The organism is Streptomyces sp. NPDC002564 (genome assembly GCF_042889645.1).
GTDB lineage: Bacteria > Actinomycetota > Actinomycetes > Streptomycetales > Streptomycetaceae > Streptomyces.
This window is the reverse complement of sequence record NZ_JBIARE010000004.1, coordinates 91,152-111,326: the sequence shown is the minus strand read 5'-3', so window position 1 is coordinate 111,326 and position 20,175 is coordinate 91,152. Positions and strand designations below refer to the sequence as shown.

Here is a 20,175-nt window from a genome sequence, read left to right as displayed (position 1 = left end):
GTGCGGGGCAGCGCGAGGGTGCGGGGCGTCCGGAAGGTGTCGGGCGGGTCGGGGGCGAGGGGCAGGGGGAGGGCGCGGAGGGCTCCGGGGGTGACGTCCGCTCGGAGGGGGGTCGGGGCGGCGTGCGGGGGAGCTCGTCCGGGGTGCCCGCTCAACTGCCGCCCGCGCCCGCCCACTTCACCGGGCGCGACGCCACCGTCCACGCCCTGCGCCGAGCCCTGCGAGAAGGCACCCGCGTCGCCGTCGTCTCCGGGATGGCCGGCGTCGGCAAGAGCGCCCTCGCCGTCCACGTGGCGCACGCGCTGCGGGAGGAGTTCCCGGACGGGCAGCTCTACGTCAACCTGCGCGGCGCGACCCCCGGCATGACCCCGCTCACCCCGGGCCAGGCCCTCGCCGCCCTCCTCCGGGACCTCGGTGCCGAACCCCGCCCCGGCGGCGAGGACCCCGAAGACCCGTCCGCGGCCAGCGCGTTGCTCCGCTCGCTGCTCGCGCCCACCCGCACGCTCCTGGTCCTGGACGACGCCGCGACCGCCGCCCAGATACGCCCCCTGCTCCCCGCCGGACCCGGCTGCGCGGTCGTCGTCACCAGCCGTTCGCCGCTCACCGCCCTCGACGGCGCCGCCCGCCACCCGCTGGAACCCCTCTCGTACGGGGACAGCGCCGCCCTCCTGCGCGCCGTCTCCGGCCGCGCCGGGCTCGACGCGGACCACCCCCTGGTCGAACTCGCCGGGCGCCTTCCCCTCGCCCTGCGCATCGTCGCTGCCCGGCTCGCGGCCCGCCGCGCCCTCACCCCGGACGCCCTCGCCGAACTCCTCACCGCCAGCGGCGGCCGCCTGCACCACCTGGAGTACGACGACCTGAGTGTGCGCCGATCCCTCGCCGTCGCCCTCGACGCCCTGCGCACCTCGGACCGCCGGGCCGACCGCGACGCCGCCCGCGCCCTCGCCGGGATCGGCGCGCTCGACCTGCCCACGTACGGAGTGCCCCTGCTGGCCCGCCTGTTGGGCACCGACGAACGGCGCGCCGGGGCCGCCCTCGACCGGCTCGTCGACGTCGCCCTGCTCGACGAGACGTCGTACGGCCGGTACACCCCGCACGACCTCGTGCGCGACTTCGCACGCGAGACGGCGGGCGGGGCAGCGGACGTGGCGGAGGGCGAGGTGGGGGGCCAGGTGGAGGGCGCCGCGCAGGCTCCCGGTGGCGGTGGCGGTGGCGGTGGCGGTGGCGGTGGCGGCGCTGGCGGTGGCGGTGGCGAGCGCGGTGGGGGTGGCGGCGCCCGTATCCCCGTCGACCTCGTCGAGGAAGCCTTCCGCTGGTACGCGGAGTCCGCCCGCCGCACCCTCCTCGCGATCCTGCCCGAGGGCCTGGACCGCACGGACCGCCTGCGCGGTGTCACCGCCCGCCTCGCACGCCCCGGCCGGCCCGTCGGGGCCAGGCCGCCGCTGTCCGCGGAGGCCGCCTTCGCCTGGGGCGACACCGAGCTCGCGAACGTCCTCGCCCTCACCGGGCGGCACGGCGACCCCGCCGGACTGCTGCCCGTCCTGGTCCGCTGTCTCTTCCCGTACCTCCAGCGCCGCGGCCGCCTCGCCGAACTCGCCGTCCTCGGCGCCCGCGCCCTCGCCGCCGCCCGCCACCAGGGCGACACCGCCGCCGAGGCCCAGGCCCTCACCGACCTCGCCGGGCTGCACTTCATGTCGGGCCGCTCCGGCGAGGCCCTCACCCTCAACGACGAGGCCCTCGCCCTCTGGCGCGTCCTCGGCATCGTGTCCTGCGTACGCCGCGGCCTCAACAACCGCGGCCTCCTCCTCGAAGGCCTCGGCCACCACGCCGAGTCCGCCGAGGCCCTCCACCAGAGCCTGGACCTGGCCAAGGAGCTCGCCGACCCGCTCAGCGAGGCGATCACCCTCAGCCACCTCGGCAACCTCTACGAACACACCGACGCCCGCGCCGCCATCGCCCACCACGAACGCAGCCTCGCCATCGGCGAGACCCTCGGCCACGCCGTCGTCCGCCAGTCCGCCCGCTGCAACATCGGCTACGCCCACCTCACCCTCGGCGAACCCGCCGCCGCGCTCGTCCACTTCGAGGAGAGCCTGCGGCTGCACGGCGAGTACGAGGACTGGCACGGCTCGTCCCAGGCCCGCCTCGGCCTGGTCCGCGCGCTGCGCGGCCTCGGCAGGGACGGGGACGCGGCCCGTGAGTGCGCGGCCCTCCTCGACCGCGCCGAACAGCGCGGCGACTCCCACATGACCGGCCTGGCCGGCCATCAGCGCGGGCTGCTCCTCCGCGCGGCGGGGCGCGAGGAGGAGGCGTACGAGCAGTGGCGGGCGGCGCTGCGGGCGCTGGACGGCACGGACAGCAAGGTGGTGGGGGAATTGCGGGGGCTGCTCGACGAGCGGGGGCGGGGCGCGCGGGGGCAGGGCGTGCGGGGGCAGGGCGTGCGGTCTTAGGCGTTACGTTCCGGGCGGGTGGGCTTTGGCCTGTTGGGGCGTGGGGCGTGGGGCGTGGGGCGTGGGGCGTGGGGCGTGGGGCGTGGGGCGTGGGGCGTGGGGCGTGGGGCGTGGGGCGTGGGGCGTGGGTTATTTTGCGTCTGCGTAGCACTTCACGATCGCCGTTGTGAACGGGAAGCGGACCGGCGTCTCCCCGAACGCGATCCGGCCCGCCAGGTCACCCGCCTCGCGCACCGCGCGCGCCACCGTCTCCGCCTCCTCCGCAGGACAGTGCACGATCACCTCGTCGTGCTGGAAGAAGACGAGCTGGGCCCGCAGGCCGCCCTCCGCGATCGACCGCCGCAGGGCGGCCAGCATCAGCAGCGCCCAGTCCGCCGCGCTGCCCTGCACCACGAAGTTGCGCGTGAACCTGCCTCGCGCGCGGGCGTTCGTCGACGCGTAGCCCGGAATGAACTCGCTCCCGGACGAGGGGAGTTCCGTCCCGTCGGGGGCCGGCGGCGGGGCGTCCTGGGGGATGCCCGCCTCGTCGTCCTCGCCCGCCCCCACGGCGGGCGGACTCGTCCGGCCCAGCCACGTCCGTACGAGCCTGCCCTCCTCGCCCGCCTTCGCCGCGTCGTCCACGTACGCCACGGCCAGCGGGAAGCGGCGGCGCAGCGCCGCGAGGTTCTTCAGGCCGTCGCCCGACGTCTGTCCGTACACCGCGCCGAGCAGCGCGAGCTTCGCGTGCTCGCGGTCGCCGGAGAACGCGCGGTCGGACAGGCGGGTGTAGAGGTCCTCCTCGCTGCCCGCGACCTCCATCAGGCCCCGGTCGCGCGAGATCGCGGCGAGCACCCTCGGCTCCATCTGGTCGGCGTCCGCGACCACGAGCCGCCAGCCGGGGTCGGCCACGACGGCCCTGCGGATCACCTTGGGGATCTGCAGGGCGCCGCCGCCGTTGGTCGTCCAGCGGCCGCTGACCGTGCCGCCCGGGGTGTACTCGGGGCGGAAGCGGCCGTCGCGCACCCAGTCCTGGAGCCAGCTCCAGCCGTGGGCCGTCCAGATGCGGTACAGCCTCTTGTGCTCGATCAGGGGCTTCACCGCGGGGTGGTCGATCCCCTCGATCTCCCAGCGCCGCGTCGACTTCACCTTGATGCCGGCCTGCGCGAACGCCTTCACCACGTCGGCGGACAGCTCCGGGCGGACCCGGCGCCCGAACGCGGCCGACACCTCGTCCGCCAGCTCGGCGAGCCGGCGGGGCTCGCCGCGGCCCGCGTACCGCTCGCCGAGCAGTTCGGTCAGGAGGCCGCGGTGGACGTCGGCGCGCCAGGGCAGGCCCGCGGCGTTCATCTCCGCGGCCACGAGCATGCCCGCGGACTCGGAGGCGGTGAGCAGGCGCATGCGGCCGGGGTGGGCGGTGGCGTCGTGTCGTCGCTGCTGCTCGGCGTGGACGGCGACGAGGTCGGCGAGGGGGACGTCGGTGCCGCCGGGGCGTGCTTCGAAGAGGGAGTCCTGGGTGCCGGGCTCGGCGGCGCGGGGCCGGGGGTCCGGGGGCACGGGGGTGTTCCGGAGGCGGGCCAGGGCGGCGGCGGCCGAGCGGGGCTCGCCCAGGCGGCCCTCGTGGCCCAGGAGGAGGAGCTCGGCCGCCTCGATGTCGTAGCAGCGGTCCACGCGGGCGCCTGCGGCGAGCAGGCGGGGGTAGATGGCGGGGGTCGACCGCCAGATCCAGCGGGTGGCGTCCGGGCGTCTGCGGACGGCTTCGGCCAGGTCGGGCTCGTGGTGGGCGGGGGCGGTGGGCAGGCCGTCGTCCCCGAGGGGGGCGAGCTCTGCGCCGTCGCCCTCGGTGGGGGTGATGATCCACCTGTTGGTGCCCATGCTCGGAGTCTCACACGCCCCACTGACACTGGCCCCTGGGCCTTGGGTGGGTCTCGCCTCGGGTTTCGTGGTGGGGCGGGGCCGCGGGGGTATGTGCGTACTCGCTATCCCTGCGCCCCGCTGCACGAACAAAGGCGCTATGGCTTCCTCGGTGCTCCGTGCGCACATACCCCCACGTCCCCTCGTGTCTCGTGTGCGGGTGCGGCCCGGCGGGGGCTGTTCCCCGTAAGTCCCCTCGACCGGAGAGGTAAGGGAATTTCCCCACCCACCCGCCCCCACCCGGCACCGGGGCGGGACTCACCCGCCCCTACTCCCCCCCGCGAGCGGGACTCGCCCACCCGCCCCCACCCGGCGCGAGGCGAGACTCACCCGTCCCTGCTCACGCCGCGGGGGCGGGGCGCACCTGTCCCTGCTCGCGCCGCGGGGGCGGGGCGCACCCGTCTCTGCCCCCGCAGCGAGGGCGAGACCACCCACCCGCCCCCGCCCGGCGCGAAGCGGGACTCACCGTCTCTGCCCCCGCCGCGAGGGTGGGACTCGCTCACCTGCCCTCGCCCGCCGCGAGGGTGGGACTCGCCCACCTGCCCCCCCCGCGAAGGCGAGACCCACCCACCTGCCCCCCCGGCGCGCATCGGGACCCACCCGTCCCCGCTCCCGCCGCGGGGGAGTTCCCCACCCCCCGCCCGGCGCGAGGCGGGACTCACCTGCCCCTACTCCCGCCGCACGGCGCAGGGTGAACGGGTGGGTGGGTGGGAGGTTTCCGCCGCGGAGCGGCGGGGCTGTCGGAGCCTGCAGGCGGGGACCGGGGAGGCCCCCCACCGGCCCCCGGCGCCCGGATGGATCACCCCGCGTGCGGGGACGACAGCACGCTGGCAGGGTCGGCGACATGCGAGTGGCTCTGGCGCAGACCGACTGCGCCCTCGGCGAGGTGGGGCAGAACCTGGAGACCGCGAGGGACCAGATCGCCCAGGCCGCGACCCAGGGCGCCGACCTCGTCGTCTTCCCGGAGCTGAGCCTGCACGGGTACCACCTGGGCGGCCTGAAGCGGGACACCTCGATCACGAGCGACGACCCCCGGCTGCTCGCGCTCACGGCGCCCGGCGGGCCCGACGTCGTCGTCGGCCTTCACGAACACACCAGCCTGCGCGCGTACAACACCGCCGCGTACTTCGCGAACGGCCGGCTCCTGCACGCCCACCGCAAGCTGTACCTCCCCAACTACCTGGCGTGGGAGGAACGCAAGCACGTCAGCCCGGGCCAGCACCTGCGCGCGTACGACCTGCCCGGCGGGCACGGCCGGGCCGCCACCCTCATCTGCAACGACGCCTGGCAGCCGGTGCTGCCCTGGCTCGCCGTGCAGGACGGGGCCGAGGTCATCGTCGTACCGACGAACAGCGCGGCGAGCCTGGACCCGGAGGCCATGGACACCGGCCTGTACTGGGACACGCTGCTGTCGTACACCGCCCGCATGCTGCAGTGCTGGGTCGTCTTCGTGAACCGGGTCGGCAACGAGAACGGCGCCTCGTTCTGGGGCGGTTCACGTGTCGTCGACCCGCGCGGCACGGTCGTCGCGCAGGCGCCGAAGTGGGAGCCGGGGCTCGTGACGGTCGACATCGACGTGCACGAGGCGCGCCGTCAGCGCCGCTCGGTGCCGCTGGTCGCCGAGGCCCGCCTCGGCCTGGTCGACCGCGAGGTGCGGCGCCTCATCGACGAGGGCGGCGACAGCTGAGAGCGCGCCCCGCGCCGGTCACGGTCACGGTCACGAACCGGGTCGCGGGCCCTCCATCCGGGCCAGCCACGTCGTCAGCAACTCCTCGATCCGCTCCGCCTCTTGGGGTGACAGCGCGTCGAGCAGGCGGCGTTCGTTGCGCATGTGTTCCGTGAAGGCCCGGTCGATCAGTTCACGGCCCGCCGGGGTGAGGCCGACGACCCGGCCGCGTCCGTCGCCGGTCGCGCGGCGGCGCGTGACGAGGCCCGCGTGTTCGAGCCGGTCGACGCGCTTGGTCATCGCGCCGGTCGTGACCATGGTGTGCGCGGCCAGTTCGCCGGGCGCCCGCTCGTAGGGCGCGCCCGCCCGCCGCAGCGCCGCGAGGACGTCGAACTCGCCCTCGCTCAGGCCGAATCGGCGGTAGACCACGCACAGCTGCTCGGTCAGCAGCGCGCCCAGCCGGTGCAGCCGGCCGATGGCTCCCTGCGGGGTCACGTCGACGTCCGGCCGCTCCCGGGCCCATTCGGCCTGGATGCGCGCCACGTGGTCGAGCGAGGGGGAGGGAGGGACGGGCTCGGTCATGGGTTCACTTTAGCTTCCGTGGAAGGCATAGTATTTTCCATGGAAGGTACTTCGCGTGGTCCCGCCCTGCGATGGGTCGCCGTCACGGCGGTCGCCCCCGTCTCCTGGGGCACGAACTACTACGTCACGCACGCCTTCCTGCCCGCCGACAGCCCCCTGTACGGCGCGGCGATCCGGGCGCTGCCCGCCGGACTGCTCCTGCTCGCCCTCGCCCGACGGCTGCCCCGCGGCTCGTGGTGGTGGAAGTCCCTCGTGCTCGGCGTCCTGAACATGGGCGGCTTCTTCGCGCTCGTCTACGTCGCCGCCCAACGGCTCCCCACGAGCCTGGCGTCGACCGTCATGGCGATCGCGCCCCTGGTCATGATGGTGATCGCCGGACCGCTGCTCGGCGAGCGGCCCCGCCCCGCGCATCTCGCCGGAGCGGGTGCGGGGCTCGGCGGCGTCTGCCTCATGCTCCTCGCCGGTACCGCCTCGGCCGACCTCATCGGCGTCCTCGCCTCCGCCGCCGCGATGCTCATGTCGTCCCTCGGGTACGTCCTCGCCAAGCGCTGGAGCTCCGACGTGCCGGTGCTCGCCTCCACGGCGTGGCAACTCGTCGCGGGGGGAGTGGTGTTGATCCCCTTCGCCGTGGGGTTCGACGGGGCGCCGCCCGACCTCGACACCTCCGGAGTGCTCGCCTTCGCGTACGTCTCCGTCGTGTGCACCGGCCTCGCCTTCGCCGCCTGGTTCGCGGGTCTGCGGCACCTCACCGCCGGGACCGTGGGTCTGGTCGGCCTCCTCAATCCCGTGACCGGTGTGCTGCTCGGGACCCTGCTGGCCGCCGAGTCTCTCTCCTTGCGCCAACTTCTCGGCCTCGCGCTGGTGTTGGGCGGGATCCTGCTCGGGCGGCCGCGGTCCGGCACCCGCCCGCCGACCCCGCTGCCGACACCCCCGCACCCGCCCCGGGCGCGCCCCCTGGCGCCGACGCCCCCGCCGGGGCCGGGCAGGGGGCCGGACCGGCCGACAGACCGCCCGGACTGACCGCCGTGCGGCGAGTCCCGGCAGTGCGCCTATCGCGCCCGGAAGCGCCCACGTCGTTCCGACCGCTCCCCGCGTCGCTACTGCCGCTCCCCGCGTCGCCCCTAGTTCCCGGCACAGCGCCTGCCGCGCCTTCCGTGACGCCCGTCGACGCCTTCCGCGATGCCCGTCGACGGCTGCCGTGACGCCCGTCGACGCCTTCCGCGATGCTCATCGTGCGCCTCCCGGCCGCCGCCGGCCGGATCCGACCGCTGCCGGCGCCCCGCGTGTTCCACGTTCCACGTTCCCGTCCAGCCGCACCCGGCCGAGCCCTCCGGGCTAGCGCAGCCGTTCGATATCCACAGGGTGTGGATGAGTGCGCGGCTTCGGGGCCCCGGCCGTCCCGGGGCCGGACCTCATACCCTTGGCCCCATGGAATCGGTGATCGACAAGGCGTTCGCGGCGGCGCTGTACAGCGACGGTGACGACGGCCTGGACACCGGCGCCTCCCTCCTGGCCGCCGCCCCCGACGCGGACGCCGAGCTGCGGCGGCGCGGCGAGGAGTACCTGGGCCGGGCCTGGCGGCGCGGCTGGCAGCCCGCCGACGTGGTCCGGCTCGTCCGCCGCGACCTGGACGAGCCGCACGTACGCCTGGCCGCCGACCTGATCCGGACGGAGACCGGCGGTTACGCCCACCTGCCGCCCCGCTGGGCCGCCCAGCTCGCGGAGCTCGGGCCCGCGGAGGCGCCCGCGCGCGACCGGGGTCAGGACCGTTTCACCCGGGCGACCACCCACCTCCAGCTGTACCGGCTCCTCCTGCGCCTCCCCGCGCTCGAACCGGTCGGCCCGCCGCCCGGCGACGCCCTGCCGGCCCCGGCCGAGGGCGAGCCCCGCACGCTCACCCGCATCCGCGCCCTGCTCGCCAAGGCCGAGGCGACCGGCTACCCGGAGGAGGCCGAGGTGCTCACCGCCAAGGCGCAGGAGCTGATGGCCCGGCACTCGCTCGACGAGGCGCTGCTCGCGGCCCGCACGCACGCCAAGGACGCCCCGGGCGCCTGCCGCATCGGCGTGGACGCCCCGTACGAGACCGCCAAGGCGATGCTGCTCGACGCCGTCGCCGCCGCGAACCACTGCCGCGCGGTGTGGAACGAGGCGTTCGGCTTCTCCACCGTGGTCGGTTTCGAGGCCGACCTGGAGTCCGTCGAGCTCCTGCACACCTCCCTGCTCGTGCAGGGCACGGCGGCCATGACGACGGCGGAGGCGGGGCAGCGGGCGGCGGGCCGCAAGCGCACCAAGACGTTCCGGCAGGCGTTCCTGATGGCGTACGCGCACCGCATCGGCGGACGTCTCGCCGAGGCCGGCGAGCACGCCGTGACGGAGGCGGAGCGGGAGACGCGGGACGCGGCCGCGCTGCTGCCGGTGCTGGCCGCGCGCGAGGTCGCGGTGACGGGCCGGGCCGAGGAGATGTTCCCCGAGACGACCACGACCCGGGTGCGGGGCGTGACGGACGGCGAGGGCTGGGCCCACGGCACCGCGGCGGCGGACCGCGCCCGGGTCGCCCCCCGCGACCGCGGCCCGGCCCTGCCGTGACCCGCGGGGCCGTCCCGCCCCGCCCGACGGCGGCGTCCGCCTGCCGCACCCGCCGGCCCCTTGCCGTCACCGGGCCCGATATGCCCCGTATCATCACAGAGTGACCTGGCTCCGCGCGCTGAGAGAGACGGCTCGCGCGGGACTGACCGTCGAGCGCAAACGGCTGGAACCCCTGGTCGCCCTGCGCGGCGCCGCCGGTCTCGCGATCATCATCGGCGTCAGCCTCAGCCTCTTCGGGCCCGCGGTGGCCGCCAGCTCGGCGTTCGGCGCGTTCCAGGCGGCCATCGCCACGTTCCAGCGCAGCTGGCGGCCCCGCCCCGAGCTGGCGCTCGCCTCCGGCACGAGCCTCGCCGTGTCGACCTTCCTCGGCTACCTCACCGGCTCCCACCTGCTCCTCTTCCTGGCCCTCCTCTGCCTGTGGACCTTCATGGCGGGCCTCAGCTGGGCGGCGGGCCCGACCGTCGGCATCATCGCGTCGTCCAACGTCGCGATCATGCTGGTGACGGTCACGCTCCCCACGTCGGTCGCCGCGGCGGCGGGCCACGCCGCGATGATGGTCGTCGGCGGCTGCGTGCAGGCGGCGCTGGTGATCCTGTTTCCGGTACGCAGATGGGGCGCCCACCGGGACGCGCTGGCCGACGCCCTGGCGGCCGAGGCGGACTACGCGCGCAGGCTCCGGCACGACCCGGTGGCGCCCTTCGACCCCGAGCCCCTGATGGCGGCGCGCGACGCGGCGACGATCACCCCGCGCCAGGCCCGCAGGCGCCCGGCGGAGCTGCACGGCGCGCGGGGGATCGCCGAACGGATCCGCCCGGTGCTCGCCTCCCTGGCCGACCCGGCGGTGGGCGTCCCCGAGGAGGGACCGGAACGGGACCGCGTACGGGAACTCCTCGGGGCCGCGGGTTCGGTCCTGGACGCCGCGGCGCGGGCCGTCCGGCACGGGGAGCCGGTCAAGATCCCCCCGGCGGCGCTGGCCGCGCTGAAGACGCCCGACACGGGCGCGATCCTCACGGGCCCCGCGTACCGGGCGGCGACCCGCCTCGGCGCGCTCCTGAGGGACGTCCTGGAAACGGCGGGCAACACGCAGTCCGCCCCGACCCACGACACGGCTTCCCCCACGGGCCCCGACCTCCCACCGACCTCCCTCACCCCACCCACGTCCACCGACGCGCCTACGCCCACTGGCGCGTCCACGTCCGCCGACGCATCCACGTCGACCGACGCACCCCCACCCACGGGTGCATCCACGTCGACCAACGCGCCCACGCCCACTGGCGCGTCCACGTCCGCCGACGCGTCCACGTCCGCCGACGCGTCCACGTCCGCCGACGCGTCCACGTCCGCCGACGCGTCCATGTCGACCGACGCACCCTCACCCCCTGGCGCATCCGCGTCCGCCGACGCACCTACGTCTACCGGCGCACCCACGCCCACCGACGCACCCACACCCACACCCACCGACGCACCCACGTCGACCCACGCACCCACATCCACCGACGCCCCCACACCGGTCTCCGCCCCGGATTCCCGCCCCGGCCCCGCGCCCGACGCCCCCGGCCCCGCGCCCGTCGCCCCCCACGCCGGCCCCGCGCCCGACGGCCCCCGCCCCGGGCCCCGCACCCAGTCCGACACGCAGCCCATTCCTCTTCTCCGGCCCACCCTCTTCGCGCTCGCGCCCGCCGCGGCGCGGGCCGTGCGGGCCGATTTCCGGCACGATTCGCCCGTCACGCGGCACGCGATCCGGGTCACCGCCGTGGCCGCCGCCGGGTATCTGATCGGGACCTGGCTGCCGCTCGGGCACGGGTACTGGGCGCCCATGGCCTCGGTCATGGTGATGCGGCCCGACTTCTCCCAGACGTACTCCCGTGCCGTGGCCCGCTTCGGCGGCACCCTCGTCGGGGTCGCCCTCGCCACCGGCCTGGTCCAGCTCGCCCACCCCGGCACGGGGCTCTCCGCGGTCCTCGCCGTGATCTGCGCGGGGCTCATGTACCTGCTGATGCGCACCGGCCAGGTCGCGGCGCAGGCCTGCGTGGCCGCGTACGTCGTGTTCCTGCTCGGCATGGGCGGCCAGCAGTGGACGCAGACCGTCCCGGAGCGCGTCGTCCTGACGCTCGCGGGCGGGGTGCTCGCGATGATCGCGTACGCCGTGTATCCCGCCTGGGAGACGCCGCGCCTGCGCACCCGCCTCGCCGACTGGCTGATCGCGGACGGCCGGTACGCCGCCGCGGTCGTCGACCACTACGCCCACCCGGCGGGCAAGGCCTGCCCCGACGTGCGCGAGGCGCTGCTGGAGGCCAGGGACGCCCGTGTCGCCTGGCAGGAGGCGGCGAGCCGGGCCAAGAACGAACCGGTGCGCCACCGCGGTGTCTCCCGCGCCGCCGCCGCCGACGCGGAGGAGGTGCTCGCCCAGCTCGGCCGTGTCGCGATGCTGATGGAGGCCCACCTGCCGGAGCGCGGCGCCACCCCCGTGCCCGCCGCCGCCCGGCTCGCGGAGGCGCTGCGCAAGTCGACCGAACAGGGCGCGAAGGCGGTACGCGAACGCCGGGTGCCGCGCTGGGAGGCGGTCCGCACGGCGCTGGCGGAGTGGGACGGCGAGGGCGTCCCCGACCGGGTGGTCCGCCGGGGCGCGGGCCTCCTCCTGGAGACCCTCGACGAACTGTCCGACGCGCTGGACACGGCCCCCGCGCCGTTGCTGGTGGACGGCTCCGCCGCGACCTCGGCGACCACGTCCACGGGTTCCTCGGCGAACACGTCCACGGGCACCTCGGCCACGACCACGCCGACGGCGGATTCCGGAACCGCCCCCGCGCCGGGCCCCGCGGCGACGCGGCCGGAACCGGCACCGGCCCCCGACCCGCGCGACACCCCCGACCCGCGCAACCCCGAGGACCCCGGCGCCCGTTGAGGCCGGCGCGGCGGCGGAGAGCGCGCCGCGGAGAAGCCGGGGGGAGGGATAGCCGGGGGGAGGGATGAGCTAGGCGGGCCGCCCTGCCCGGGAGGCTCTCCCCGCCTGGGAGGCTCTCCCCGCCTGGGAGGCTCTCCCCGCCTGGGAGGCTCCCTGCCCCGGAGGCCCCCCTCGCCCCTCAGGCCTGCGGCACACCCGTCGGCAGGCCGTCCGGCAGCTTGCCGCCCTTCGTCTTCAGGAACTCGTCCGTGCCCGCGCCCTCCCAGGCGACCTTCAGCGCCTTGCCGTCGACGGACTCGACCTTCCCCTTCGTGCGGTCCCCGTTCCCCCGGGGGCAGGTGAGGTCGATCGCCCGCGCGCTTGCCGTGCCGTTGCACAGCACGTCCTCGCCGAGGAGCGTCGCCGTCCTGCCGGTGACCGCGAGGGCCAGCGGCTTGCCGTCGGCCGTCGCGACCCAGGTGCCCTCCAGGCCGCCGCCCCCGGAGCCGTCCGGGCCGTCGGAGCCCTCAGTCGGCCCGCCCTCGTCCGACGAGCCGGACCCGCCCGAGGCCGCCGCCCCGCGGTCCTTCTTGCCGCCGCCCCCGCTCCCGCCGTCGTCACCGTCACCGCCGCACCCGCTCAGCGCGAGCACCGCGGCGAGCCCCACCACGGCGGCCCCGGCGCGCAGACGCGGGCCGGAACGAACACGACGGGCGCCACGGGCACGGGCACCACGGACATTCGTACGCACTTGAAGTCCCCCTGGAAAGACAGACGTTGGCCGGAGCGGAGTGCCCCGGCCAAATTGCCCGTCAAGCTACCAGGAGGACCTGGACCTGGACCTGCGCCCCCACGTCCGCGCGGGCGCCGCGCGAGCCGCAGCCGCTCGTGGGCGGACAGGTACGGACAGGGGCGGACAGGTACGGACAGGGTGACGCACGTCTCGGGCGGCGGACCGGGCTCCCTATTGAAAACGGGAGTCATTTTCATATACTGGGCACATGGCTCGCAACGAACTCCGTCCCGTCGTGAAGCTCCGGTCCACCGCCGGTACCGGCTTCACGTACGTGACCCGCAAGAACCGCCGCAACGACCCCGACCGCCTCACGCTGCGCAAGTTCGACCCGAGGGCCGGACGCCACGTCGACTTCCGAGAGGAGCGCTGATCACCATGCGCAAGGACATCCACCCGCCGTACGCCCCCGTCGTCTTCCGCGACAAGGCCGCGGGCTTCGCCTTCCTCACCCGCTCGACCGCCACCAGTGCGAGGACGGTCGAGTGGGAGGACGGCCGTACGTACCCCGTCGTCGACGTCGAGGTCTCGTCCGCGAGCCACCCCTTCTACACGGGGACGGCCCGCGTGCTGGACACGGCGGGCCGCGTCGAGCGCTTCGAGCGCCGCTTCGGCGGACGCGGACGCGGACGCGGATACGGCCATGGAGACGGAAGCGGAAACGGAAACGGAAACGGAAACGGAAACGGGCACTGATGGGAGCTCCGGATCACCCGGACCCCGGCCCGCCCGCCCCCGCCGACGACCCCCGCATGCGCGTGGTGATCGTCGGCGGGCTCCACGCCGCCGTGCGTGCCGCGGCCGTCGACGAGCTGCTCACCACCGTTCCCGGCAGCGTTGCCCTGCACCACGACCTGTCGACCGCCGTGCGGGGCACGGTCCTGCGTACCGTCCGCGACGCCGGCGGTGTGCTCTCCACCGGGGAGGCGCCGCTGGTCGACGACTGCGCGTGCTGCGCGCTGCGCGAGGACCTGCTGCCCGAGCTGCGGCGCCTCGCGGGCGCGGGCCCGACCCGGCTCGCGGTCGTCGAGCTGTGGGACTCGGTCGAGCCCAGGGCGATGGCCGAGGCGGTCGCCGCGCACGGGGGAGCGGGGCTGGTGCTCGGCGGGGTCGTCACCGCCGTCGACCCGGCCCTCGTGCTGCCCTGCCTCGGCAACGGCGACGACCTGATCGACGTGGGTCTCGCCACCGCCCCCGCCGACCGGCGCACCGTCGCCGACACCTGGGCGCGCCAGCTGGAGTACGCGCCCGTGCTCGCCGTCGCGGACTCCGCGGAGGCCGACGACGAGGACCGGGCCCTGCTCGCCCAACTCCACCCGACGGCACGGCAGGTGGTCGTCGGCGGCCGCGCGGGCGGCGGTCCGGCCGCGGCTGCGCTCGCCGGGTTCGTAGGGTTCTCGGGGTTCTCGGGGTTCTCGGGGTTCGCCGGGTTCGACGTCGAGGCCGCCGCGGCGGCCCAGCATCCCGCGTCCGCGCTGCTGCCCGCCGAGGCCGACGCGTGCGGGGTCGCCACCTTCGTATGGCACCGCGAGCGGCCGTTCCACCCCGGGCGGCTGTATGCCGCCCTGGAGGACCTGACCTGCGCGGCCGCGCGCAGCCGGGGCCGTTTCTGGCTCGCGGGGCACCCGGACACGCTGATCGGCTGGGACGCGGCGGGCGGGGCGCTGTGCGTCGAGAGCGCCGGGCCGTGGCTGGCCTCGCTGCCGGACGCCGCCTGGGAGCTGGTGCCGCCCGTGCGCCGCGCGGCCGCCGCCGTCGACTGGCACCCGGAGCACGGCGACTGCTGCAACCACCTGGTCTTCACCTCGCCGGGCCTGGACCGTGACGGGCTCGAACGGCTCCTGGACTCGTGCCTGTTGACCGACGAGGAGTACGCCGCCGGGCGGGCCGCCTGGAAGAAGCTGCCCCCGGCCTTCGACGCCTTCCTGAGGGTCTGACCGCGGCACCCCGATCCGGCCAACTTTGCCGACCGGACCAATAGGTGAACCCTGGAACAGGAAGGGCCCGGTACGCGTCTCTCTCTTGTACACGAGCGTGTGCGCGAGGGATGCGATCCGGCCGATCCCGCGCGGCACACGGCTCGGAGGATCATGGACGGGGGCTGACGTTCGCATGTCATACGGGCTTTGGGGCAGGTGCGGGCAGATCCGTGGGGCGGGTCCGGGCCGGGGCGCGGCACGGGTGACGGCCCGGCCGCGAGGGCTGCCGCCGGTGGTACGGCCGGTTTCTAACAGGGATGCCGGGTGGATGCCGACAAGCCTGTAACCAAAGGGCCACCGCGCGTGCACGTGCATCTGCCCATGCATCTGCATGTGAACACAGCTATGATCCGGGACAGTTGACCATTGCATCTAGAGCCACTCATGGCACTGCATTACCGGGGAGCGATCTGTGCACCACGCGTTTAACGGCATGGCGGCCACGGAGCTTCACGGTGTGGTCTGGCAGAAGAGCAGGCACAGCAACTCGCAGGGCTCGTGCGTGGAGTTCGCGAAGCTGCCGGGCGGCGACGTCGCCGTGCGCAACTCGCGCTTCCCGGACGGTCCCGCGCTCGTCTACACGCGCGCGGAGATCGAGGCGATGCTGCTGGGGATGAAGGACGGGGAGTTCGACCACCTGATAGGCGGCTAGCCGGGCCGCATCAGGTCCCGGCGGTGCCCGGTGGGCCGCGCCCGACGGGTCGCGGCCGCTTCGCTCAGCCCAGGCGGAAGAGCGCCCAGACCACCTTGCCGCGCAGTGCGCCGGCCAGCGGGTGCCAGCCCCAGCTGTCGCTGAAGGAGTCGACCAGGAACAGGCCCCGGCCCGACTCCGCCGAGAAGTCGTCGTCCGTGTCGCGGGTGACCGGACTGTCGTCGCTGGGGTCGCGCACCGCGCACACCAGACGGGACGCCCAGTGCATCAGGTGCAGCCGCACGGGCTGCTCCTGCCGGTCGCGCGGGGTGTCCGCGGGCAGCGCGTGCCGCAGCGCGTTGGTCACGAGCTCCGAGACGACCAGCGCGATGTCGTCGAATCTCTCGTCGAGCTCCCACCGGCAGAGCGTGTTCCGGGTGAACTGCCGTGCGCTGCCCACCGCTTCGTAGCGGGCGGGGAGGGCGACGGAGGCCGCGTCGGAGACCGCGGAGGGGTCGATCGGAGGGAGCCCCTGCCGTAACGGCTCGAGCATGGTCGATCCATTCGTCCCCATGCGAGGCACTCCCCGGTTTCGCGGTACGTAGCGATGGAGCGGTGGCGCGGTCGGTCGCCGATGGTGCGGTCGGTGCAGCGGTGGCGCGCGGACCATGGTTCCGAATGCGTACAGCAGATGCAAGGGCAGATGCACGTGCACGCGCCGGACTTGGCCGTTCACGTGCCACTTCTCGCCCATTTCTTCCCAGGACTTCTTCTGGCGCACTTTCGAAGGCTTTCCGTTTCTGTAACCGGACGTGTACGGCCCGGAGCGTTTAATGGCAGACTGCTGGCTTCCAGTCGATGGGGAGGATTGAGCGAAGTGACCGCAGGGGAGTCGAGCGGCTCGGTGGTACGGCGCATCCTGCTGGGCTCACAGCTGAGGCGGCTCAGAGAGTCCCGAGGCATCACCCGTGAAGCGGCCGGATACTCGATCCGCGCCTCCGAATCGAAGATCAGCCGCATGGAGTTGGGACGGGTGAGCTTCAAGTCCAGGGATGTCGAGGACCTCCTGACGCTGTACGGCGTCACGGACGAGGCCGAGCGCGGCGCACTCCTCTCGCTGGCCAAGGAAGCCAATCTCACCGGCTGGTGGCACAGTTACTCGGACGTCCTGCCCGGCTGGTTCCAGACATACATCGGCCTGGAGGGCGCGGCCTCGCTCATCCGCGTCTACGAAGTCCAGTTCGTCAACGGCCTGTTGCAGACCGAGGCGTACGCCCACGCCGTCGTGGCGCGCGGCATGAAGGGCGCGAGCGCCGCCGAGATCGACCGGCGGGTCGCGCTGCGCCTGGAGCGCCAGAAGCTCCTGATCTCCGAGCACGCGCCCCGCTTCCACTGCGTCCTGGACGAGGCGGCGCTGCGGCGCCCGTACGGCGACCGGGAAGTGATGAGGGGCCAGATACAGCACCTCATCGAGATCTCCGAGCGGCCCAACGTCACGCTCCAGGTGATGCCGTTCAGCTTCGGCGGGCACGCGGGCGAGAGCGGCGCGTTCACCATGCTGAGCTTCCCGGAGTCCGACCTCTCCGACGTCGTGTACGTGGAGCAGCTCACCGGCGCGCTCTACCTCGACAAGGCCGAGGAGGTCGCCCAGTACGAGCGGGTGGTGGCGCAGCTGCACAAGGACAGTCCGGATCCGGTCGGCAGCCGGGATCTTCTCCGTGGTCTACTCCAACTCATCTGAAACGTAAGTACTATGACGTGACATCAGGTGTCTTCCGTATGCGGCCGGCTGCTGCCGCGGCAAGGGGTCCGTCTCATGTCCTTCTTCACTGACCTGGCTCACCAGTACATCGACGGGGAGTGGAAGGCCGGGTCGGGCTCCTGGGACATCATCGACTTCAATCCGTACGACGGGGAGAAGCTGGCGTCCATCACCGTGGCGACGGCGGACGAGGTCGACCAGGCCTACCGCGCCGCCGAGCGCGCCCAGCGGGAGTGGGCCGAGACCAACGCCTACGCCCGGCGGGCGGTCCTGGAGCGGGCCCTGCGGGTCGTCGAGGACCGCGAGGAGGAGATCACCGAGGCGATCGTCGCCGAGCTGGGCGGCACCCGCCTGAAGGCCGCCTTCGAGCTGCACCTCACCAAGGAGTTCCTGCGCGAGGCGGTGCATGTCGCGCTGCGTCCCGAGGGCCGCGTGCTGCCCTCGCCGGACGAGGGCAAGGAGAACCGCCTGTACCGGGTCCCGGTCGGCGTGGTGGGCGTCATCAGCCCGTTCAACTTCCCCTTCCTGCTGTCCGTCAAGAGCGTCGCCCCGGCCCTGGCCCTCGGCAACGCCGTGGTGCTCAAGCCGCACCAGAACGCCCCGGTGCTCGGCGGCAGCCTGGTCGCGAAGGTCTTCGAGGAGGCGGGTCTGCCGCCCGGCCTGCTCAACGTGGTGATCACGGACATCGCCGAGATAGGCGACGCGTTCCTGGAGAACCCCGTGCCGAGCGTCATCTCCTTCACCGGCTCCGACCGGGTGGGCCGCCATGTCGCCACGGTCTGCGCCTCGCACTTCAAGCGCTCGATCCTGGAGATGGGCGGCAACAGCGCGCTGATCGTCCTGGACGACGCCGACCTCGACTACGCCGTGGACGCGGCCGTCTTCAGCCGCTTCGTGCACCAGGGCCAGGTCTGCATGGCCGCCAACCGCATCCTCGTGGACCGTTCCGTGCGGGACGAGTTCACCGAGAAGTTCGTCGCCAAGGTCGCGGGCCTCACCGTCGGCGACCCGGCCGACCCGGCCACCCACATCGGCCCGCTGATCAACTCCTCGCAGGCGGAGGCCGTTTCGACCCTCGTCGACCAGGCCGTCGCGGCCGGTGCGAAGGCCCTGCTGCACGGGTCCGTGGACGGCAATCTCGTCGCCCCCTCGGTCCTCACCGACCTGCCCGCCGACTCCCCGGTCCTGCGCCAGGAGATCTTCGGCCCGGTCGCCCTGCTGCTGCCCTTCGACGGCGAGGACGAGGCGGTCCGCATCGCCAACGACACCCCGTACGGCCTGAGCGGCGCGGTGCACACCGGTGACGTCGAGCGCGGCGTGCGCGTCGCCCAGCGGGTGCGCACCGGCATGATCCACGTGAACGACGGCACGGTGCACGACGAGGCGATCGTGCCGTTCGGCGGCGAGAAGAGCTCCGGCATCGGCCGGCTGAACGGCGAGGCGACCGTGGACGCCTTCACCACCCAGAAGTGGATCTCGGTGCAGCACGGCAGGTCGCGCTTCCCCTTCTGACGGACCCCGCGCGTCCTGACCCCGCGCACGATCCGCCCCCATGGTGAAAACGCGCCGCCACCGGAGCCTTGCGGACAGAACCTGACCGCAAGGCTCCGTAACGTCCGTGGTGTCGGGAAGCCCCGGCGCGGCAGCCCGCACCGGCGGGCCGCAGAGAGCCACGGAAGGCGGACACCATGGTCACCCACGTCAGCGCGGAAGCCCACGGCGACGAGCGCGGCGCCCTCATCGCCTTCGTCGAGGCCCAGCGGGGCGGCGTCCGGCGCTCCGTCATCGGCCTGACCGACGAGCAGGCGAGGTCCCGCCCGAGCGCCAGCGAACTGACCCTCGGCGGCCTGGTCAAGCACGTCGCCGAGGTGGAGCTGAACTGGCTGCGGATGGCCCAGCAGAAGCCCAACGAGCGGGCCCGCACCGAGGAGACCTGGGGCGACGGCTTCCGGCTGACGGAGGGCGAGACCGTCGAGGCGACGCTCGCCTTCTGGGACGGGGTCGCCCGCGAGACGGAGGAGTTCATCCGCGCCGTCCCGAGCCTCGACGACACCTTCCCGCTCCCCCCGGCGCCGTGGTTCCCCCAGGACGCCCAGGTGTCGATGCGATGGCTGATGCTGCACCTGGTGGAGGAGATCGGCCGGCACGCGGGCCACGCCGACATCGTCCGCGAGTCCCTGGACGGGAAGACGGCCTTCGAGCTGGTGGCGCTGGAGCGCGGCGAGACCTGGGGCTGACGGCCCCGGGCGCCGTGCCCCCGTACCCTAGTCAAAGTTGATGACCGGGGGGCGAGGGAAGGGCGCGGTACATGTCAGCGATCCGGCTGCTGGTTCTGGGGGCCGTGCGCCAGCACGGCCGCGCCCACGGCTATCAGGTCCGCAACGACCTGGAGTACTGGGGCGCCCACGAGTGGTCCAACGCCAAGCCCGGCTCGATCTACCACGCCCTGAAGCAGCTGGCGAAGCAGGGACTGCTGCGCGCCCACGAGATCGCCCCGTCCACCGCGGGCGGCCCGCCGCGCACGGAGTACGAGATCACCGGGCAGGGCACCGAGGAGTACCTCTCCCTGCTCCGGGAGGCCCTGACCACGTACGACCAGCGGCCCGACGTCCTGACGTCGGGCATCGGCCTGATGGTGGACCTGCCGCGCGGCGAGGTCGTGGACCTCCTCCAGGAGCGGGTGCGCCGCATCAAGGAGTGGCGGGCCTCCGTCACCGACTACTACACGCCCGAGGAAGGCCCCGGGCAGCTGGGCCACATCGGCGAGATCATGAACTACTGGGTGCACTCGGCCGACACGGGCTCCGAGTGGACCCGGGGCCTGATCGCCCGCATCGAGGGCGGCGCGTACACCTTCGCCGGGGAGGGCGACCCCTTCGTGGGCATCCTGGCCGACGGCGAGGAGAACCCGTACGCCACGGGGGAGCGGCACCCCCAGGACGGCCGCTGAGC

General features: G+C 74.3%; 17 protein-coding genes. 13 read left to right on the top strand and 4 right to left on the bottom strand.

Features of this window, described 5'->3' with window-relative positions:
- A partial coding sequence (locus tag ACFYXE_RS15715; protein WP_389312721.1) for an AAA family ATPase occupies positions 1–2,450 on the top strand: 2,450 nt, incomplete at its 5' end.
- A gap of 129 nt (positions 2,451–2,579) precedes the next feature.
- Here ACFYXE_RS15715 and ACFYXE_RS15710 read toward each other — a convergent pair.
- Entirely contained in the window at positions 2,580–4,301 is a 1,722-nt protein-coding gene (locus tag ACFYXE_RS15710) for a bifunctional 3'-5' exonuclease/DNA polymerase (protein WP_389312719.1), read from the bottom strand.
- Between the two features lie 883 nt (positions 4,302–5,184).
- Between ACFYXE_RS15710 and ACFYXE_RS15705 the strand changes: the two genes are divergently transcribed.
- The gene (locus tag ACFYXE_RS15705; RefSeq protein WP_361171194.1) at positions 5,185–6,027 is read left to right on the top strand and encodes a nitrilase-related carbon-nitrogen hydrolase; all 843 of its coding nucleotides are present in this window, start codon (positions 5,185–5,187) and stop codon (positions 6,025–6,027) included.
- Positions 6,028–6,057: 30 nt separating this feature from the next.
- Here the strand turns inward: ACFYXE_RS15705 and ACFYXE_RS15700 are convergent, their stop codons facing one another.
- Complete coding sequence (locus ACFYXE_RS15700; RefSeq protein ID WP_389312717.1) at positions 6,058–6,588, bottom strand: MarR family winged helix-turn-helix transcriptional regulator; 531 nt, start codon at positions 6,586–6,588, stop codon at positions 6,058–6,060.
- A 39-nt stretch (positions 6,589–6,627) separates the two neighbouring features.
- Here ACFYXE_RS15700 and ACFYXE_RS15695 point away from each other — a divergent pair, with 39 nt between their 5' ends.
- The 3 genes from ACFYXE_RS15695 to ACFYXE_RS15685 all read left to right on the top strand — a co-directional run bounded on the left by ACFYXE_RS15695 (position 6,628) and on the right by ACFYXE_RS15685 (position 12,079).
- Complete coding sequence (locus ACFYXE_RS15695) at positions 6,628–7,608, top strand: DMT family transporter (RefSeq protein ID WP_389312715.1); 981 nt, start codon at positions 6,628–6,630, stop codon at positions 7,606–7,608.
- Between the two features lie 408 nt (positions 7,609–8,016).
- Entirely contained in the window at positions 8,017–9,174 is a 1,158-nt protein-coding gene (locus tag ACFYXE_RS15690; protein WP_389312713.1) for a DUF2786 domain-containing protein, read from the top strand.
- A 100-nt stretch (positions 9,175–9,274) separates the two neighbouring features.
- Complete coding sequence (locus ACFYXE_RS15685) at positions 9,275–12,079, top strand: FUSC family protein (RefSeq protein WP_389312711.1); 2,805 nt, start codon at positions 9,275–9,277, stop codon at positions 12,077–12,079.
- 178 nt (positions 12,080–12,257) lie between these two features.
- Here the strand turns inward: ACFYXE_RS15685 and ACFYXE_RS15680 are convergent, their stop codons facing one another.
- Positions 12,258–12,728, bottom strand: a complete 471-nt coding sequence (locus tag ACFYXE_RS15680) for a hypothetical protein (RefSeq protein ID WP_389312709.1) — start codon at positions 12,726–12,728, stop codon at positions 12,258–12,260.
- A 331-nt stretch (positions 12,729–13,059) separates the two neighbouring features.
- Here ACFYXE_RS15680 and rpmG point away from each other — a divergent pair, with 331 nt between their 5' ends.
- The 4 genes from rpmG (at position 13,060) to ACFYXE_RS15660 (ending at position 15,482) form a co-directional block, all read left to right on the top strand.
- Positions 13,060–13,224 (top strand): 50S ribosomal protein L33, encoded by a 165-nt coding sequence (gene rpmG / locus ACFYXE_RS15675; protein ID WP_361171182.1) that lies wholly within the window; start codon positions 13,060–13,062, stop codon positions 13,222–13,224.
- A 5-nt stretch (positions 13,225–13,229) separates the two neighbouring features.
- Positions 13,230–13,547, top strand: coding sequence for a type B 50S ribosomal protein L31 (locus ACFYXE_RS15670; RefSeq protein ID WP_389312707.1), 318 nt, complete (start codon positions 13,230–13,232; stop codon positions 13,545–13,547).
- Positions 13,548–13,603: 56 nt separating this feature from the next.
- The gene (locus tag ACFYXE_RS15665) at positions 13,604–14,788 is read left to right on the top strand and encodes a GTP-binding protein (protein ID WP_389313634.1); all 1,185 of its coding nucleotides are present in this window, start codon (positions 13,604–13,606) and stop codon (positions 14,786–14,788) included.
- Positions 14,789–15,242: 454 nt separating this feature from the next.
- Positions 15,243–15,482: a DUF397 domain-containing protein gene (locus tag ACFYXE_RS15660; protein WP_223775964.1), complete on the top strand. Its 240-nt coding sequence runs from the start codon at positions 15,243–15,245 to the stop codon at positions 15,480–15,482.
- Positions 15,483–15,546: 64 nt separating this feature from the next.
- On the opposite strand, the gene ACFYXE_RS15655 is transcribed toward ACFYXE_RS15660, so the two are convergent.
- Complete coding sequence (locus ACFYXE_RS15655) at positions 15,547–16,035, bottom strand: ATP-binding protein (protein ID WP_389312704.1); 489 nt, start codon at positions 16,033–16,035, stop codon at positions 15,547–15,549.
- 303 nt (positions 16,036–16,338) lie between these two features.
- Here ACFYXE_RS15655 and ACFYXE_RS15650 point away from each other — a divergent pair, with 303 nt between their 5' ends.
- The 4 genes from ACFYXE_RS15650 (at position 16,339) to ACFYXE_RS15635 (ending at position 20,173) form a co-directional block, all read left to right on the top strand.
- Positions 16,339–17,202: a helix-turn-helix domain-containing protein gene (locus ACFYXE_RS15650; protein ID WP_389312702.1), complete on the top strand. Its 864-nt coding sequence runs from the start codon at positions 16,339–16,341 to the stop codon at positions 17,200–17,202.
- Positions 17,203–17,277: 75 nt separating this feature from the next.
- Complete coding sequence (locus tag ACFYXE_RS15645) at positions 17,278–18,735, top strand: aldehyde dehydrogenase family protein (RefSeq protein ID WP_389312700.1); 1,458 nt, start codon at positions 17,278–17,280, stop codon at positions 18,733–18,735.
- Positions 18,736–18,911: 176 nt separating this feature from the next.
- Positions 18,912–19,460 (top strand): DinB family protein, encoded by a 549-nt coding sequence (locus ACFYXE_RS15640; RefSeq protein ID WP_361171167.1) that lies wholly within the window; start codon positions 18,912–18,914, stop codon positions 19,458–19,460.
- Positions 19,461–19,531: 71 nt separating this feature from the next.
- The gene (locus tag ACFYXE_RS15635; RefSeq protein ID WP_389312698.1) at positions 19,532–20,173 is read left to right on the top strand and encodes a PadR family transcriptional regulator; all 642 of its coding nucleotides are present in this window, start codon (positions 19,532–19,534) and stop codon (positions 20,171–20,173) included.
- Positions 20,174–20,175 lie beyond the last annotated feature (2 nt).

Excerpts from the sequence above, each read along its gene's own strand:
- ACFYXE_RS15710 (WP_389312719.1), bottom strand. The coding sequence starts at position 4,301 with ATGGGCACCAACAGGTGGATCATCACCCCCACCGAGGGCGACGGCGCA.
- ACFYXE_RS15705 (WP_361171194.1), top strand. The coding sequence starts at position 5,185 with ATGCGAGTGGCTCTGGCGCAGACCGACTGCGCCCTCGGCGAGGTGGGG.
- ACFYXE_RS15700 (WP_389312717.1), bottom strand. The coding sequence starts at position 6,588 with ATGACCGAGCCCGTCCCTCCCTCCCCCTCGCTCGACCACGTGGCGCGC.
- ACFYXE_RS15695 (WP_389312715.1), top strand. The coding sequence starts at position 6,628 with ATGGAAGGTACTTCGCGTGGTCCCGCCCTGCGATGGGTCGCCGTCACG.
- ACFYXE_RS15690 (WP_389312713.1), top strand. The coding sequence starts at position 8,017 with ATGGAATCGGTGATCGACAAGGCGTTCGCGGCGGCGCTGTACAGCGAC.
- rpmG (WP_361171182.1), top strand. The coding sequence starts at position 13,060 with ATGGCTCGCAACGAACTCCGTCCCGTCGTGAAGCTCCGGTCCACCGCC.
- ACFYXE_RS15670 (WP_389312707.1), top strand. The coding sequence starts at position 13,230 with ATGCGCAAGGACATCCACCCGCCGTACGCCCCCGTCGTCTTCCGCGAC.
- ACFYXE_RS15665 (WP_389313634.1), top strand. The coding sequence starts at position 13,604 with ATGCGCGTGGTGATCGTCGGCGGGCTCCACGCCGCCGTGCGTGCCGCG.
- ACFYXE_RS15655 (WP_389312704.1), bottom strand. The coding sequence starts at position 16,035 with ATGGGGACGAATGGATCGACCATGCTCGAGCCGTTACGGCAGGGGCTC.
- ACFYXE_RS15645 (WP_389312700.1), top strand. The coding sequence starts at position 17,278 with ATGTCCTTCTTCACTGACCTGGCTCACCAGTACATCGACGGGGAGTGG.
- ACFYXE_RS15640 (WP_361171167.1), top strand. The coding sequence starts at position 18,912 with ATGGTCACCCACGTCAGCGCGGAAGCCCACGGCGACGAGCGCGGCGCC.
- ACFYXE_RS15635 (WP_389312698.1), top strand. The coding sequence starts at position 19,532 with ATGTCAGCGATCCGGCTGCTGGTTCTGGGGGCCGTGCGCCAGCACGGC.